The sequence below is a fragment of the Citrobacter sp. RHBSTW-01013 genome (assembly GCF_013781985.1).
GTDB lineage: Bacteria > Pseudomonadota > Gammaproteobacteria > Enterobacterales > Enterobacteriaceae > Citrobacter > Citrobacter braakii.
The window spans coordinates 4,589,315-4,605,434 of sequence record NZ_CP056185.1; the positions used below are offsets into that span (position 1 = coordinate 4,589,315).

General features: G+C 52.7%; 19 protein-coding genes. 5 read left to right on the plus strand and 14 right to left on the minus strand.

Going from position 1 to position 16,120, the window contains the following annotated elements; all coding sequences use genetic code 11:
• Positions 1-29 precede the first annotated feature (29 nt).
• The 4 genes from rpsR to HV350_RS21965 all read right to left on the minus strand — a co-directional run bounded on the left by rpsR (position 30) and on the right by HV350_RS21965 (position 1,902).
• Positions 30-257 (minus strand): 30S ribosomal protein S18, encoded by a 228-nt coding sequence (gene rpsR / locus HV350_RS21950; RefSeq protein ID WP_000135199.1) that lies wholly within the window; start codon positions 255-257, stop codon positions 30-32.
• A gap of 4 nt (positions 258-261) precedes the next feature.
• Positions 262-576, minus strand: coding sequence for a primosomal replication protein N (gene priB, locus HV350_RS21955; protein ID WP_003025674.1), 315 nt, complete (start codon positions 574-576; stop codon positions 262-264).
• A 6-nt stretch (positions 577-582) separates the two neighbouring features.
• Entirely contained in the window at positions 583-978 is a 396-nt protein-coding gene (gene rpsF / locus HV350_RS21960) for a 30S ribosomal protein S6 (RefSeq protein WP_016151433.1), read from the minus strand.
• Positions 979-1,137: 159 nt separating this feature from the next.
• Positions 1,138-1,902, minus strand: a complete 765-nt coding sequence (locus tag HV350_RS21965; RefSeq protein WP_181629318.1) for a TSUP family transporter — start codon at positions 1,900-1,902, stop codon at positions 1,138-1,140.
• A gap of 298 nt (positions 1,903-2,200) precedes the next feature.
• On the opposite strand from HV350_RS21965, the gene yjfY reads away from it, so the two are divergent.
• Complete coding sequence (yjfY, locus tag HV350_RS21970) at positions 2,201-2,476, plus strand: DUF1471 family protein YjfY (protein ID WP_016155520.1); 276 nt, start codon at positions 2,201-2,203, stop codon at positions 2,474-2,476.
• A gap of 130 nt (positions 2,477-2,606) precedes the next feature.
• Here yjfY and HV350_RS21975 read toward each other — a convergent pair whose 3' ends face one another.
• The 6 genes from HV350_RS21975 to ulaA are packed head-to-tail and all read right to left on the minus strand — an operon-like array spanning position 2,607 to position 7,017.
• Positions 2,607-3,293 carry an L-ribulose-5-phosphate 4-epimerase gene (locus tag HV350_RS21975; protein WP_047499985.1) on the minus strand — a complete coding sequence of 229 codons (687 nt, stop codon included), beginning with the start codon at positions 3,291-3,293 and terminating at the stop codon, positions 2,607-2,609.
• Positions 3,293-4,147 (minus strand): L-ribulose-5-phosphate 3-epimerase, encoded by an 855-nt coding sequence (locus tag HV350_RS21980; RefSeq protein ID WP_016151429.1) that lies wholly within the window; start codon positions 4,145-4,147, stop codon positions 3,293-3,295. The genes HV350_RS21975 and HV350_RS21980 overlap by 1 nt, the downstream gene beginning before the upstream one ends.
• A gap of 9 nt (positions 4,148-4,156) precedes the next feature.
• Positions 4,157-4,807, minus strand: a complete 651-nt coding sequence (gene ulaD / locus HV350_RS21985) for a 3-keto-L-gulonate-6-phosphate decarboxylase UlaD (RefSeq protein WP_046275837.1) — start codon at positions 4,805-4,807, stop codon at positions 4,157-4,159.
• Positions 4,808-4,819: 12 nt separating this feature from the next.
• Positions 4,820-5,287 carry a PTS ascorbate transporter subunit IIA gene (gene ulaC, locus HV350_RS21990; protein ID WP_016151427.1) on the minus strand — a complete coding sequence of 156 codons (468 nt, stop codon included), beginning with the start codon at positions 5,285-5,287 and terminating at the stop codon, positions 4,820-4,822.
• Positions 5,288-5,298: 11 nt separating this feature from the next.
• Positions 5,299-5,604, minus strand: a complete 306-nt coding sequence (gene ulaB, locus HV350_RS21995; RefSeq protein ID WP_016151426.1) for a PTS ascorbate transporter subunit IIB — start codon at positions 5,602-5,604, stop codon at positions 5,299-5,301.
• 15 nt (positions 5,605-5,619) lie between these two features.
• Positions 5,620-7,017 carry a PTS ascorbate transporter subunit IIC gene (gene ulaA, locus HV350_RS22000; protein ID WP_016155515.1) on the minus strand — a complete coding sequence of 466 codons (1,398 nt, stop codon included), beginning with the start codon at positions 7,015-7,017 and terminating at the stop codon, positions 5,620-5,622.
• A gap of 367 nt (positions 7,018-7,384) precedes the next feature.
• Here ulaA and ulaG point away from each other — a divergent pair, with 367 nt between their 5' ends.
• Together ulaG and ulaR are read left to right on the plus strand one after the other, a co-directional pair.
• Positions 7,385-8,449 carry an L-ascorbate 6-phosphate lactonase gene (gene ulaG, locus HV350_RS22005; RefSeq protein ID WP_016151424.1) on the plus strand — a complete coding sequence of 355 codons (1,065 nt, stop codon included), beginning with the start codon at positions 7,385-7,387 and terminating at the stop codon, positions 8,447-8,449.
• Positions 8,450-8,555: 106 nt separating this feature from the next.
• Positions 8,556-9,311, plus strand: coding sequence for an HTH-type transcriptional regulator UlaR (gene ulaR / locus HV350_RS22010; protein ID WP_016151423.1), 756 nt, complete (start codon positions 8,556-8,558; stop codon positions 9,309-9,311).
• On the opposite strand, the gene yjfP is transcribed toward ulaR, so the two are convergent.
• Positions 9,308-10,057 (minus strand): esterase, encoded by a 750-nt coding sequence (yjfP, locus tag HV350_RS22015; protein ID WP_103766918.1) that lies wholly within the window; start codon positions 10,055-10,057, stop codon positions 9,308-9,310. The two genes, ulaR and yjfP, sit on opposite strands and share 4 nt — an antisense overlap.
• 181 nt (positions 10,058-10,238) lie before the next feature.
• Here yjfP and bsmA point away from each other — a divergent pair, with 181 nt between their 5' ends.
• Together bsmA and yjfN are read left to right on the plus strand one after the other, a co-directional pair.
• Positions 10,239-10,568, plus strand: coding sequence for a biofilm peroxide resistance protein BsmA (gene bsmA, locus HV350_RS22020; RefSeq protein ID WP_029139740.1), 330 nt, complete (start codon positions 10,239-10,241; stop codon positions 10,566-10,568).
• A 147-nt stretch (positions 10,569-10,715) separates the two neighbouring features.
• Positions 10,716-10,991 (plus strand): DUF1471 family protease activator YjfN, encoded by a 276-nt coding sequence (gene yjfN, locus HV350_RS22025; RefSeq protein WP_016151420.1) that lies wholly within the window; start codon positions 10,716-10,718, stop codon positions 10,989-10,991.
• Positions 10,992-11,076: 85 nt separating this feature from the next.
• Here yjfN and HV350_RS22030 read toward each other — a convergent pair whose 3' ends face one another.
• The 3 genes from HV350_RS22030 to rnr form a co-directional block, all read right to left on the minus strand.
• The gene (locus HV350_RS22030) at positions 11,077-12,699 is read right to left on the minus strand and encodes an isovaleryl-CoA dehydrogenase (protein ID WP_181629320.1); all 1,623 of its coding nucleotides are present in this window, start codon (positions 12,697-12,699) and stop codon (positions 11,077-11,079) included.
• A gap of 129 nt (positions 12,700-12,828) precedes the next feature.
• The gene (gene rlmB, locus HV350_RS22035) at positions 12,829-13,560 is read right to left on the minus strand and encodes a 23S rRNA (guanosine(2251)-2'-O)-methyltransferase RlmB (RefSeq protein WP_003830482.1); all 732 of its coding nucleotides are present in this window, start codon (positions 13,558-13,560) and stop codon (positions 12,829-12,831) included.
• A 70-nt stretch (positions 13,561-13,630) separates the two neighbouring features.
• The gene (gene rnr / locus HV350_RS22040; protein WP_019078203.1) at positions 13,631-16,093 is read right to left on the minus strand and encodes a ribonuclease R; all 2,463 of its coding nucleotides are present in this window, start codon (positions 16,091-16,093) and stop codon (positions 13,631-13,633) included.
• Between the last annotated feature and the right edge of the window lie 27 nt (positions 16,094-16,120).

A 16,120-nucleotide genomic window follows, 5' to 3' on the forward strand; every position in this document is an offset into this window, starting at 1 on the left:
TCAAAGTCGTATTAATGGACCGTGACCGATTACTGATGACGATCAGTGTACGGCAGCAGGGACAGGTAGCGAGCGCGTTTGATAGCGCGAGCCAGCTGACGCTGGTATTTTGCACGGGTACCGGTGATACGGCTTGGGACAATCTTACCGCTTTCGGTGATGTAGTTTTTCAGCGTAGCGATATCTTTATAGTCGATCTCTTGAACGCCTTCCGCGGTGAAACGGCAGAACTTGCGACGACGGAAATAACGTGCCATATGGCTAGTCTCCAGAATCTATCAATTCAATCTGCTCGGCATGCAGAACCATTTTGCTCAGGCCGTTCTTTGCCTTGTGGCAAGAGATGAACCCCTGAACGGTCACTGCGCTACCGACCGTTATACTGTGAGTAATGGCCTGGTTTTCGTGTCCGCTAATAATAACGGGCATTTGGCACCACGCCTGCCGGTGAAACCCGGCTTCCTCCTGCACAGAACGATGCTCAAGCACGAACTGGCAATGAGGAATTCCTGATGGACTGACCTTTCGAAGGGGAGCCCTGCACACGGTGCCGGACAACGCCAGACGGTTGGTCATCAGAAATTACTCTTCAGAATCCCCAGCTTCAGCATCATCTGCGGTTTCGTTAGCGAAATCATCGCGACGTTCACGACGCTCGTCTTTCGCTTTAACCATCGGAGATGCTTCGGTAACAGCGTGTTTAGTACGCATAACCATGCTGCGGATAACGGCATCGTTGAAGCGGAAGGTAGTTTCCAGCTCATCGATCACTTCCTGCGGCGCTTCAACGTTCAGCAGAACGTAGTGAGCTTTGTGCAGTTTGTTGATCGGGTAAGCCAGCTGACGGCGGCCCCAGTCTTCCAGACGGTGGATCGTGCCTTCTGCACCAGTGATGGCAGCAGTGTAGCGTTCGATCATACCCGGAACCTGTTCGCTCTGGTCAGGATGGACCATAAAAACGATTTCGTAATGACGCATCGAATTGCTCCTTACGGATTATTCAGCCTCCTGTCTGGGTCAGCCGAGGCCCGGGGAGGCAAGGAACGTGTTAAAGGTCGGCTGAAAAATTGACGCGTCATAATACTGGCGCCTGCCACTAAACTCAAGGTAATTGTACGATTATTTATCATGTCGCCATTAATACATATCCAGCAGCATTTTGACGCTGATGCAAATGGAGACAATGACAATCATGGGTCGGATAACTTTCTTGCCGCGCGTTAGTACGACCGTCGCGCCAAGACGTGCGCCGAGGGACTGCCCGGCAAACATCACCAGCCCCAGTGACCAGATCATTTTACCGCCAAAAATGAAGAACAATATCGAGGCGATGTTGGACGCCAGGTTAATAAAATTCGAGTGAATTTGCGCCTTATCAATGCTGTATCCCCACAGCAGGATATAGCTGAGGGTATAAAAGGAGCCAGCCCCGGCACCGAGAAAGCCGTCATAAAAACCAATGCATCCCCCGCCGATCAACGAGAAGAGAAACAGGGATACCTGCTGCTTTCTTTTCGGTTCGCTGAGATTTGGCGCAAAAATAAAGTAGATAGCGACCGCGATAATCAGGATCGGGAGCAGTTTCTTCAGCAGTTCCGGTTCAATGAACTGGATAAGCGTCGTTCCCATCGCAGAACCGATAAAGGCAGATAAAAACACATACTTGTGCTCCTGCACATTGATATGCCCCCGGCGTAAAAAATAAATCCCGGAGGTCAGCGAGCTGCCCAGCGCCTGAATTTTATTGGTTGCCAGCGTATTCGCCGGGGGTAAACCAGAAATTAACAGTGCGCCAATCGAGAGAAAACCACCGCCGCCCGACACCACGTTAATAAAGCCTGCCACCAGCGCGACCATAAACATAATCACAAAGTAGCTGAAATCCATGAATGAAGTATCCATAAGTTTTTGCCTTATTATCATAAAGTTATATTAATTATCCGGCTCACTATAAACGGCGTACTCACCCGATTAAATTGACTATTTGGTAAGTGCTTATGCGCGAAAGACAGGTATTTTTCACCGCAGCGGTACACACCAGCGGCCTGTTAATAAAAGAAAAGATGGCTATGCGGTAATTTTTTGAACAACTGCATCAGAAATGGTCGCTATCGACTGCGCCGGTAGCGGTTAAAATTACATCAGAAGCTAATCACTCACAGGAGAGAGGCAACCAGAGACCGCAGTCGAGGAGGTACATATGCGAGCCCGTGTTTTGACCCTTCTGGCTATGCTTTTGCTTAGTGCAAATGCAACGGCAGCCATCAAAATTGACAATCATCAGGCCAGGAATATGGATGATGTGCAGAGCTTAGGCGTCATTTACATAAATCATAACTTCGCCACTGAAAGTGAAGCCACTCAGGCCCTGAATGAAGAGACCGATGCGCAAGGCGCAACCTACTACCACGTGATCCTCACCAGGGAACCCGGTAGTAACGGAAATATGCACGCCAGTGCAGATATTTACCGCTAGCACCAGAAATAACCAACGAGAACATTGCCGCAGTTTAATTTGCCCCCTTCACAGGGGGCTTTTTTTGCAAAAAAGTCCCGAAGCCAGATCGATAACATCCCCTGAATGATTGGGCTCCAGGACTTAGTCGTTACTTCTGTCCGTAATAGGCGTTTGGACCGTGCTTACGCATGAAATGCTTATTCATCAGATAACTGTCGATGGGGCTAAGCGCCGGATTAATGCCACGCGCAATCCATGCCATTTTTGCCACTTCCTCCATCACCACGGCGTTATGTACCGCATCGTGAGCATCCTTGCCCCAGGCAAACGGGCCATGCTGGTACACCACTACGCCAGGCGTATGCAAAGGTTCCACCTCCCCCAGCGTTTCGACAATCACCTTACCGGTATTTAGCTCATACTCGCCCTGAACTTCAGCTTCAGTTAACGCCCTGGTGCAGGGAATATCGCCAAAGAAGTAATCCGCATGCGTCGTGCCGAACGAGGGAATTGCCAGACCCGCCTGCGCCCATGCCGTCGCGTGGGTTGAGTGGGTGTGCACCACGCCGCCGAGAGAAGAATAGCGGCGATACAGCACCAGATGGGTGGCGGTATCAGAAGAAGGACGATAGCGCCCTTCCACTACGTTGCCGACCAGATCCACAACCACCATGTCATCTACCTGCATCGTTTGGTAGTCGACGCCGCTAGGCTTAATCACCACCAGCCCGCGCTCGCGGTCAATGGCGCTGACGTTCCCCCAGGTGAACGTCACCAGCCCGTAGCGCGGCAAATCCATATTGGCCTCAAAAACCTGCTGTTTAAGTTTTTGCATTACACCGCCTCCACCAGACCTGCGCTGGCCATTCGCGCCTTCACCCAGTCGCGCGCCTTCGCGACTTCACGTGCCGGGTCGTCCGACGTTTCACTCCACATCTCAATCAGGTATGGTCCGCAGTACCCACTCTGTTTGAGCGTCGCAAAACAACGTTCGAACTCAACAACCCCTTCACCAAACGGCACATTTTTGAATACACCGGGTTTGGTATCCTTCACGTGTACGGCAACGATATGACCCATCCCAGCCTGCAGCTCCATCTGCACGTCGTTATCCCACGCCGACAAATTGCCAATATCGGGATACAGCTGGAACCACGGATTGTTGAGATAGTGGGCATAACCCAGTGCCTTGCTGATCGAATTCATCAGCGGATAATCCATGATTTCCATCGCCAGCGTCACCTGCGCGCGGCTCGCCATCTCCACGCTCTCTTTCAGCCCATCGCGAAACCGACGACGCGTTTCGTTATTGGCCTGCTGGTAATAGACGTCGTAACCCGCCAGTTGAATAACGCGAATACCGATATCCTGCGCAAACTGAATGGCTTTACGCATGATCTCCAGCCCCTGTTCGCGCACCGCATCATCTTCACTGCCAAGCGGGAAACGACGATGAGCGCTCAGGCACATGGACGGTACGCGTATCCCTGTCTCAGCGATAGCGGCCACCAGCGCCAGTCGCTGCTCGCGGCGCCAGTCAAGACGCGCCAGGCGATCGTCGGTTTCATCAACCGATATTTCAACAAAATCAAAGCCCAGTTCCTTCGCCAGCTGCAAGCGTTCCAGCCAGCACTCCCCGCCGGGGAGCGCTTTTTCATAGATACCGAGCGGGACCTGTTTCGACAACATAGTCGCTCCTTATCCCCACAGTTGGGCGATGGAACGTTTGAACTGACGCGCAGCGTCTACCGGAGAGGCGGCATCGCGAATACTACGTCCGGCAATAAAGACGTGGATAGGGATCCCCTGGAACAGCGGCAGATCCTCCAGCGCCAGGCCACCGGTGACGGTGACCTTAAAGCCCATATCAGAAAGGCGTTTGATGGCGCTGATATCTGCCTCTCCCCACGCCACACCCGCCGCCTGCGCGTCACGGCTGCGGTGATATACTACTTGCCCAATGCCCGCGTCACGCCACTCCTGCGCCTGCTCCCAGGTCCAGTAACCAGTCAGTTCAATCTGCACGTCGCCGTTAAATTCTTTCGCCACCTCCAGCGCCCCCCTGGTGGTGTTGATATCCGCGCAGCAGATGACGGTAACCCAGTCAGCATTGGCTTCGAAACACATGCGCGAGAGGATTTTACCCGCGTCGGCGATTTTGGCGTCCGCCAGCACAATTTTATGCGGATAAAGCGCCTTCAGATCGCGTACGGCACGCACCCCCTCTGCCACGCAAAGAATCGTGCCAACCTCAATGATATCGACCTCTTCGGCAATCAGACGCGTCGTTTCATAGGCGGAAGACATTGATTGGTTATCCAGCGCAACCTGCAACATAGGTAATGACATTTTGGTATCCTTTTAAACAGCCGCCGCAGTGGCGTTATCAATTAAATCCAGCACTTCCTGCGCGGTACGGCAGGCACGTAAACGGTCGAAATTGGCTTCGTCGTCAAAGAGATTCACGATCTGCATGATGCCGACTTCCTGATGTGTGTTGGCGTCTACTGCCGCCATGGTGATCAGGATGTCGACCGGGTCGTTATCTTCGTGGTTAAACACCAGCGGTGTTTTCAGCGTCACCAGCGCAAAACCGGTTTTCTTAACCCCTTCCTCCGGACGGCCGTGCGGCATCGCCAGGCCGGGCGCAATCACGAAATACGGGCCGAACTGTTCGACTCCGTCGAGGATGGCCTGGTAGTAGCGTGGTTCAACCACATCAGCCTTAACCAGCAGATCCACGCTCAGCTTTACCGCTTCCTGCCAGGAACTGGCCTCGGCCTGTAAAAGGATGGCGTTATTGTCTGCCAGCGAATCACGTAATTTCATAGGCCGCCTCCTTACTTCACGTCCTGAGGGAAATGCGCGTTGATCACTTCCAGCAGTTTTGGTCCAAAATCGGCGGGAGACAGCATGTTGCGTACGCCAACAACATATTTATTGCCCGATACGGTAATCTCACCGGCGATATGGGTAGAAGCGATGATGATATCCGCGCCGCTCAGTTCACTTTTGTATTCACCTACTGCGCAACTGTTTACCGTATGGTCAATATTTGACTGGGTTAAAAACTGATCCACCTTCATCTTCATGATCATGGAACTCCCCTGCCCATTGCCACATACAGCCAAAATACGTACGGTCATAATCGGAACTCCTTATTAAGCAGAGTGTTCTGCCAGTTGTTTTTCTGCGTCTTCCTCAGCGCGCAAGGTGCGTCCTGCGAAAAACATATAAGCCAGTGCAATCAGAATAATGACGGCCATAAACACGATGCCGATGGAGGCAAAGCCCTGCATCATCGGCGGCGCCAGAATTGACCAGTCCGCCATGCCCATCCAGGCGCTCATCCCGGTGAGCTTCACCGCCCAGACGCAGCCGAAGATTTCGATCATCCCCATCACCAGGCAAATCTTGAGCGCCGCGCGCCAGCCGCCAAAGTGGTTAGCAAACACGCCGATAGTCGCGTTCGAGAAGAACATCGGAATAAAGCCAGGGATAATCAGAATAGAAGAGCCGCAACCCACCAGGATGCCCACCGCAATCAGTTGGCCGATGGTGCCCCACATAAAGCCCCAGACCACCGCGTTGGGCGCAAAGCTATAAATCGCCGCGCAGTCGATAGCCAGCACTGCACCCGGGATCAGACGTTGAGAGATACCGTTGAACGCTTCTGAAAGCTCAGCCACGAACATACGTACGCCCTGAGTGATGATGAAAATAGCGACGGCAAACGAAAAACCGGTCTGCAGGATATAGACCGTCCAGTGGGTTTTACCCGCCATCGCCTGAACCACATCAATACCGAAAGAGAGCAGGATCGCGCCGAAGAAGAGGGTCATAACAATCGCGGTAGAAACGATGTTGTCATGGAAGATATTCAGCCAGCCCGGCAGCTTCAGATCTTCAACACTCTCCTCTTTCTTACCCAGATAAGGCGCGACTTTGTAGGCAATCCATGAAGCGAACTGCTGCTGGTGACCGATGGAGAAACCGCAGCCGTCGGTCACTTCCTGCGTCGGCTTGTACATCATATTGGAGGTAATACCCCAGTAGAGCGACACCAGCACCGCGGTGCAGATGATGGTGGTCCACATCGGGTAACCGAAGATGTAGAGAGAGACGGCAATCAGGCCCGCCTGCTGGAACATAATGTGGCCGGTCAGCATGATGGTGCGAATGCCGGTAATACGCCGTAGCAGTACGTAACAAATATTCAGCGCCAGCGCCAACAGCACAGCATAACCCACCCAACTATAGGCATCGCCCATACGTTCGATGGTTGCCATCATGGAGGCATAGGTATCGGAAATCGCACCATTGATACCGTAAACTTCGGACATCTTCGCCACCACCGGTTTAAACGTGCTGGTCAGAATGCCCGATCCCGCTTGCAGCAACATAAAACCGATAATCGTTTTGATCGTGCCTTTGATAATAACGCTGACGCTTTTACGCAGCAGGATGTAACCAAGACAGGTCACAATACCCAACAGCAAGGGCGCGTTGGTCATAACCTGATTAAAAAAGACGGTAAAGATGTTGTAGAGGATCTCCATAACGATCTCCAGTAGACGAAGTTGCTGAACATTCATTACAGATGCCCAGGATGTTGTGCCCTCACTCTAGTTTTCAAAAATAATCACAACAAGATTGAATTTGATTAAATGTGATGCAGTACGCAAATAATTCACACACTTGCAGAGTGGCTTTACTTCTAATTCATCATTTCCAAAATAAACTCTATTAAAACAATAAAATACAAAACAAACACTCAAGTAAACCATCCTGTCACGCTGTGATTTGCTCACATTTCCCCGCTGAACACCAAAAATCAATGCATTGCCTTCTTGAAAAAATGATGTCAATATCAATCAAAACAAATCATAAATTGACTTAATCTGAATAAATATGAAGGTAAATGCGATGAGTAAAGTAAAAAGCATCACGCGTGAATCATGGATCCTGAGCACATTCCCGGAGTGGGGAAGTTGGCTGAATGAAGAGATCGAACAGGAGCAGGTCGCCCCGGGCACATTCGCTATGTGGTGGCTTGGCTGTACCGGCATCTGGCTGAAGTCGGAAGGCGGGACGAACATTTGCGTCGATTTCTGGTGCGGGACGGGTAAACAGAGTCACGGTAACCCGCTAATGAAAACCGGCCACCAGATGCAACGCATGGCTGGGGTGAAGAAACTGCAGCCAAACCTGCGCACCACGCCGTTTGTTCTTGATCCGTTTGCAATTCGACAGATCGATGCGGTGCTGGCGACACACGATCATAACGATCACATCGACGTGAATGTCGCGGCCGCCGTCATGCAAAACTGCGCCGATGACGTGCCATTTATCGGGCCGCAAACCTGTGTGGATCTGTGGATCGGTTGGGGTGTGCCAAAAGAGCGCTGCATCGTGGTAAAACCAGGTGATGTGGTGAAAGTGAAAGATATTGAAATTCATGCGCTTGACGCGTTTGATCGTACGGCATTAATCACGCTACCTGCCGATCAAAAAGCGGCAGGTGTGCTGCCGGATGGTATGGATGCACGTGCGGTAAACTACCTGTTCAAAACACCGGGCGGTACGCTGTACCACAGCGGAGACTCGCACTACTCTAACTACTACGCAAAGCATGGCAACGAGCACCAGATCGACGTAGCGCTCGGCTCCTACGGTGAGAATCCGCGCGGGATTACGGACAAAATGACCAGCTCCGACATGCTGCGCATGGCGGAAGCGTTGAATACGAAAGTGGTGATCCCTTTCCATCATGACATCTGGTCAAACTTCCAGGCCGACCCTCAGGAGATCCGCGTACTGTGGGAGATGAAAAAAGATCGACTGAAGTATGGCTTTAAGCCGTTTATCTGGCAGGTGGGCGGTAAGTTCACCTGGCCGCTGGACAAAGACAACTTTGAATATCACTATCCGCGCGGCTTTGATGACTGCTTCACGATTGAACCGGATCTGCCGTTTAAATCCTTCTTGTGACCCCTACAAAATGCCGGGCTATTCCGGCATTTTTTCCCATTTACTTTAGTATTTCCAGGCTATTTCAAATATCATCTTTTCAAATCAATTTGTATCGGAATAGCTCATGACTGAAGCACAAAGACATCAAATATTGCTGGATATGCTGGCGCAGTTGGGCTTTGTTACCGTTGAGAACGTGATTGAGCGTCTGGGGATTTCACCAGCCACAGCACGCCGGGACATCAATAAACTCGACGAAAGCGGCAAACTCAAGAAAGTCCGCAATGGCGCAGAAGCCATTACTCAGCAACGTCCGCGCTGGACACCTATGAATCTGCATCAGGCGCAGAACCACGATGAAAAAGTTCGCATTGCCAAGGCCGCATCCCAGCTTGTAAATGCAGGTGAAAGCGTGGTGATCAACTGTGGATCAACCGCCTTCCTGCTTGGTCGTGAAATGTGCGGCAAGCCAGTGCAGATCATCACCAATTATCTGCCGCTGGCGAACTATCTGATCGACCAGGAGCATGACAGCGTGATCATCATGGGAGGGCAATACAACAAAAGCCAGTCCATCACGCTTAGTCCGCAAGGCAGCGAAAATAGCCTGTATGCCGGACACTGGATGTTTACCAGCGGTAAAGGGTTGACCGCGGACGGACTGTATAAAACCGATATGCTAACCGCGATGGCTGAGCAGAAGATGCTTAACGTAGTGGGTAAACTGGTGGTGCTGGTCGATAGCAGTAAGGTCGGTGAACGCGCGGGGATGCTGTTCAGTCGCGCCGATCAAATCGATATGCTCATTACCGGCAAAAATGCTAACCCTGAGATTCTGCAACAACTTGAAGCTCAGGGCGTAAGCATCGTGCGCGTTTAAAGGTGCTGGCGAAAAAACGTTACCGTCGCAGCCAGCGCCTCTGGCGTGATGCGGTGGCGCACGCCCGCTTCCCACAGGCAGGTTAAATTGTTATCCAGCCCTGCCTGAATCAGGGCCTGTTGTAAGCGGAAGGTTTCAACCGCGGGCACCACATCGTCCTCCTGTCCATGCCACAACAGCAACGGTCTGTCGGCCAGGCGTTGTAGCTGATGCGTAACGTCCCATTCGGCGAGCGGTGCGATAACGGCATCGAACTCCGCCTGCTGCTCTGGCGTCTGGACTCGTAAAGGGGGAAAAAGCGTCTGTGCAAGACGGGTAAAATAGCCCGAACCCATCAGGCTGGCTACACATTTAACCTCGGGATGGCGGGTCATAATGCCCAACGCCGTCATGCCTCCCATCGACGCCCCCGCAACAGCAAGTCTTTCATCTGATAGCCAATTTTCCGCCACCAGCGCCGCACGTAACGTCGTAAACTCCTGCATGTTTTGCTGCAATATATGCCAGAAGCGGAACATTCGCTCCTGAGCATCACCGTTGAAGCGGGCACCATGGTCGGGCGCATCTGGCATGACAACCCGGAATCCGGCCTGAGCCAGAGCAACGGCAAAATAGCTATAGACCAGACTTGAAGATGTAAACCCGTGATAAAAAATAATGCAAGGGAGTGAACACTCGCGTTTGCCAGCCGGAACGGCGTGCAAGACAGGGATACCAGCCAACTGTCGTGTTTCAATTTCGATCATTTGTCGCCTCTTTTTTTCTGGTATGCCATGCAGCAATACTTAACGCAAGCGAATGTGTTCGGGAATGATTCATAATGTTGAGAACTGGGTTACGCTTTCGCAACATTTTCATTCGAAAATCGCGTGAGAGATAACACTTCGGGAACATTCCCCTAAAGGGAAATTGATAAGGCACTACACTATGGCTATCAGGAAACGAGATAGAGTTATGCGTCGGTTTGCCTCTTTATTGCTGGTGATGCTTTTAAGCGCCTGTAGCGTGCTACAGGGAACGCCGCAACCCGCACCGCCCGTTGCCGACCACCCGCAGGAGATCCGCCGTGACCAGAGTAATGGGTTACAGCGAATAGGAACGGTCAGCGCGCTGGTAAGAGGCTCTCCGGATGATGCGCTGGCAGAGATCCGTGACAAAGCCGTCGCGGCTAAAGCTGATTACTACGTGGTTTTATTAGTGGATGAAACCATCGTGACAGGCCAATGGTATTCACAGGCTATTTTGTATCGTAAATAACATTGGGTTGGAATTTAGTCAGCTTTACATTGCTTTGCGCCGCTATGCGTTTACCTGTGCACAATAAACCAACAGCAGGAAGCTTGAGGTTTATTATCGCGATGGAATGCCCTGCCGTGTGTAGGGGTACGAATAATGGAGCTGACGATGAAACAATCACTTGCCTTATCCTCACTGCTGCTTTCTGCCGGACTGGTAGGTACTACGGCGCAGTCTGCCGAGTTCGCCAGTGCTGACTGCGTTACAGGCCTGAACGAAATTGGCCTGATATCTGTCAGTAACATTGCAGGGAATCCGCAGGATGTAGAACGAGTAGTCGCGTTAAAAGCGGATGAACAGGGTGCCTCATGGTATCGGATCATTCAGATGTACGAAGACCAGCAGCCCGACAACTGGCGCGTACAGGCCATACTCTATGCTTAACAGATTGCCGGATGGCGTAAACTTATCCGGCCTACATTGAATGTAGGCATGATAAGGCGCACCAGCGTCGCCATCAGGCATATTATTACCGTAATCCCCCCGTTGCCCGCAGGAGCAAGTCGTTCAGCACCTGCTCGGACAATCGTAGTCCACCACGCGTATCGAGCATCATTTGACACCAGGCCTGCGCCACTGGCGGAGAGGCATAGCGCAACATCTGCGCCCCGCAACCGAGCAGGAAAAGCTGTTGTGTAATCTCCCGTCCCAACTCCTCGCTGGGTTTACGTAAACGCTGCTGTAGTTGACGTACCCTTCGATCGTAATGTCGGTCTTGCCCTTTTACCTCAGCAAAGGCTTCGCTGAGCATATCGTATATGCTGGGTTGTTTTGTCAGCACCCGCAATACATTGAGGCACATAATGTTGCCAGAGCCCTCCCAGATACTGTTTACCGGCATCTCACGATACAGGCGCGGCAATTCACTCTCCTCGCAGTAGCCAATCCCGCCGAGCACTTCCATCGCCTCTGCAACAAACGGCATACCGGCCTTGCAAACAGAGAATTTCGCTGCTGGTGTGAACAACCTGGCCCACAGAGATTCTTTGGCATCAACGCGACGGTCCCAGGCCCGCGCCAGTCGGAACAGTAACGCCGTCTGACCTTCCAGTTGGAGCGCCATCCGACCTAATACCTGGCGCATCATCGGTTGTTCGATCAATGGCTTGCCAAAAACCTGTCGCTGATGCGCATGGTAAATCGCGACGGAAAAAGCACGTCGCATCATGCCATGACTGCCGAGCGCACAGTCAAAACGCGTCATCCCGCCCATTTTCAGGATATGACGTATACCTTCCCCTTCTTCACCCAATAGCCAGCCAATCGCATCATGGAATTCAACCTCGCAGCTGGCGTTGGAGCGATTGCCTAACTTATCTTTCAGCCGCTCCAGACGGATAGCATTACGCTGCCCGTCGGGTAAAAATCGCGGTACAAAAAAGCAGGATAAACCTCCCTTTGCCTGAGCCAGCACCAGATGGGCATCGCTTTGCGGCACGGAGAAAAACCACTTATGTCCCACCAGCCGATACAAGCCGTCTGTAAGACGTTCTGCCTGAGTGGTATTGCTCAGCACATCTGACCCCCCCTGCTTCTCGGTCATTCCCATGCCGATCAATAACCCACGCTTTTGCCCTCCTGGCAGTAAATGCGAGTCATAACGGTCGCTTAGCAGCGGCGTAAACCAGTCGTGAAAGGGGGCAGGTAACATCTGAAGTAACAACGGCGTGGCGGCAAAAGTCATGGTAACCGGACACAACGTGCCCGCTTCCACCTGCGCATGCAGCATGAAACGGGCCGCCCGGGCAACAAATGTTCCCTGCCTCGCGTCTTCTTCCCAGGCCAGATTATGTACGCGATTGGCGCACAATCCCTGCATCAGCAAATGCCAGGCAGGATGAAAACGCACATCATCCAGCCGCTGACCCTGCGAGTCGTAGCGCAACAACTCGGGTGGAAAAGCATTGGCCAGACGGCCAAGCTCGAGCGACTCGGCAGTCCCTAGTTGCTGACCAATACTGGCGAGAAGATCGCTGTCCCAGCCAGCGCCTTCACGGATAACCGCTTCACACAGCGCGCCATCGGACAGATATAAGTTGCTGTTATTGAGCGGTACAGGTTGGTTAAAAACGGTATGCGTTTGCCAGTGCATTGTGTCTCCCTCCGTCAATGGCCGTCACCTTAAGTATGGTCAGACAGAGGGGAGCACGCATGGGACAACGGTCACAAAAAAGCCATCCCGAAGGATGGCTTGAGAGAAGAGAGAAATGAGGGAGATAGTTTAGCCGCGCTGGCGTACAGCCTCAAACAGGCAGATGCCCGTCGCAACTGAAACATTCAGCGACGAAACGCTCCCAGCCATCGGGATGCTGATCAGTTCGTCACAGTGTTCGCGGGTCAAACGACGCATACCTTCACCCTCTGCGCCCATCACCAGCGCCAGACGTCCGGTCATTTTGCTCTGGTAGAGAGTATGGTCAGCTTCACCTGCGGTTCCGACGATCCAGATATTCTCTTCCTGCAGCATACGCATAGTGCGCGCCAGGTTGGTCACACGGATCAGCGGTACGCTTTCTGCCGCGCCGCAAGCCACTTTTTTCGCCGTTGCATTCAACTGCGCAGAACGATCCTTCGGTACGATAACAGCATGGACGCCAGCAGCATCGGCGCTACGCAGGCATGCCCCCAGGTTATGCGGATCGGTAACACCATCGAGGATCAAAAAGAACGGCTGATCGAGCGTAGCAATCAGATCCGGCAGATCGTTTTCCTGATACTGACGACCCGGCTTCACGCGAGCAATAATTCCCTGATGTACCGCACCCTCGCTTTTCTCATCCAGGAACTGGCGGTTAGCCAGCTGAATGACAACACCCTGTGCTTCCAGTGCGTGGATCAGCGGCAGCAGGCGTTTATCTTCACGACCTTTGAGAATAAAGACGTCCTGGAAGCGCTCAGGCGCACGTTCCAGCAGAGCCTGCACCGCATGGATGCCGTAAATCATTTCACTCATGAATGTACTCGTTAATAGTTTATGCGTAACGCGGGCAACGCGAGGTTGCCCGACTTACTGTTTATGGCTGTTATTGCGCGACTTTCTTTTTCGTCGCGCGTTTAGCTTTGGTGGCGGCAGCGATTTTAAGCGTTTTTGCCGATGGTTTTTTCGCTTTTTTATCGCCTTTCTTCTCAGCCGTTTTTTTATCCGCCTGAGGTTTGGCTCTGCCTTTCTTCTCGCCGCGGAAAGCGCTATCCGGCTCGAAATTCACTTTTTTGCCCATCTGACGACGCTTACCGGTATTTTTACCCGCATCGCCTTTTTTCGCTCTTTCACGCGCGGTTTTACCTTCATTGCGTGGTGCACGTTCGCTGGAGATCAAACTGAAGTCAATTTTACGCTCGTCCATGTTGACCGCTTCCACGCGAACTTCCACGCGATCGCCCAGGCGATACATTTGACCGCTGGATTCCCCCGTCAGACGCTGCCCAACCTGGTCAAAACGATAGTAGTCGTTATCCAGGGAGGAGACATGCACCAGACCGTCGATAAACAGCTCATCAAGACGGACGAAGAAACCAAACCCGGTAACGCTGGCGATCACGCCTTTGAAGACATTACCTACCTGATCCAGCATGAAGTCGCACTTCAGCCAGTCAGAGACGTCGCGTGTGGCTTCGTCAGCACGGCGCTCGGCCATCGAACAGTGTTGACCCAGCTGCAGCATCTCTTCCATCGAATAATGGTAGCCACCCGTTTCCGTGGTGTTGCCTTTATGGCCCTGCTCCTGCGCCAGCAGATACTTAATCGCCCGGTGCAAGGAGAGATCCGGGTAACGACGGATCGGCGAGGTGAAGTGTGCATAAGATTGCAACGCAAGGCCAAAGTGACCGCGGTTTTCCGGATCGTAAATCGCCTGCTTCATTGAACGCAGCAGCATAGTTTGCAGCATTTCTGCGTCAGGACGGTCAGCAATCGACTCCAGCAGTTCAGCGTAATCACGCGGCTCGGGTTTATTACCGCCGGGCAGCTCCAGCCCCAGCTCCGCCAACACCGAACGGAACGAATTAATCGCTTCGGTCGTCGGCTTATCGTGAATACGGAACAGTGCCGGCTCTTTGGCTTTCTCAACGAATCGCGCCGCTGAGATGTTCGCCATGATCATGCACTCTTCAATCAGTTTGTGCGCGTCATTACGCTGCGTCTGCTCAATACGCTCAATACGGCGTTCAGCATTGAAGATAAACTTCGCTTCTTCACTTTCAAACGAGATACCGCCACGCTCTTCACGCGCTTTATCCAGCACTTTGTAGAGGTTATGCAGCTCTTCAATGTGTTTAACCAACGGCGCGTACTGCTCACGCAGTTCCTGATCGCCCTGCAGCATGTGCCAGACCTTGGTGTAGGTCAGACGCGCATGGGAGCTCATAACCGCTTCGTAGAATTTAAAGCCTGTTAAGCGGCCTTTCGACGAAATGGTCATTTCACAGACCATACACAGCCTGTCCACCTGCGGGTTGAGCGAACACAATCCGTTAGACAGCACTTCCGGTAGCATCGGAACAACCTGCGATGGGAAGTAGACGGATGTGCCACGGCTGCGCGCTTCCTGGTCCAGCGGAGTCGGCGGGCGAACGTAATAGCTTACGTCAGCAATCGCCACCCATAAACGCCAGCCGCCGCCGCGTTTCTTCTCGCAGTAAACCGCATCGTCGAAGTCACGCGCATCTTCGCCATCGATAGTGACCAGCGGCAGGGAGCGCAGATCGACACGTCCGGCTTTCGCTTCCTCCGGCACTTCTTCTTTCAGGCCAGCGACCTGTTTTTCGACCGCCTGAGGCCAGATATACGGGATTTCATGAGTACGCAGCGCCATATCAACGGCCATGCTGGTTCCCATGTTGTCGCCCAGGACTTCAACAATTTTACCCACCGCTTTAGTGCGACGCGTCGGACGCTGGGTCAGCTCAACCACGACCACAAAGCCCATACGAGCACCCATCACCTCTTCCGGCGGGATCAGGATATCAAAGCTCAGGCGGCTGTCGTCAGGGACGACAAACCCAACGCCAGCGTCGGTGAAGTAGCGACCGACAATCTGGCTGGTTTTCGGCACCAGTACGCGCACAATACGCGCTTCGCGACGACCTTTACGGTCCGCGCCCAGCGGCTGTGCCAACACCTGATCGCCATGAATACAGGTTTTCATCTGCTCGCTGGACAGGTACAGGTCATCTTTGCGGCCTTCAACGCGCAGAAAGCCGTAGCCATCACGGTGGCCAATAACGGTACCTTTCAGCAGGTCAAGACGCTCCGGCAGCGCATAGCACTGACGACGAGTGAAGACCAGTTGCCCGTCACGTTCCATGGCGCGCAGGCGGCGACGCAGCGCTTCTTGCTGCTCTTCACCTTCAATGTTGAGTTCAGCGGCCAGCTCATCGCGGTTGGCCGGTTTTTCACGTTTAGTTAAATGTTCGAGGATAAATTCCCGGCTCGGGATAGGATTCGCGTATTTTTCTGCTTCGCGTTCCTGGAAAGGATCTTGTGACATCGAGGTTCCTCCATTGTCAGCTCTGAT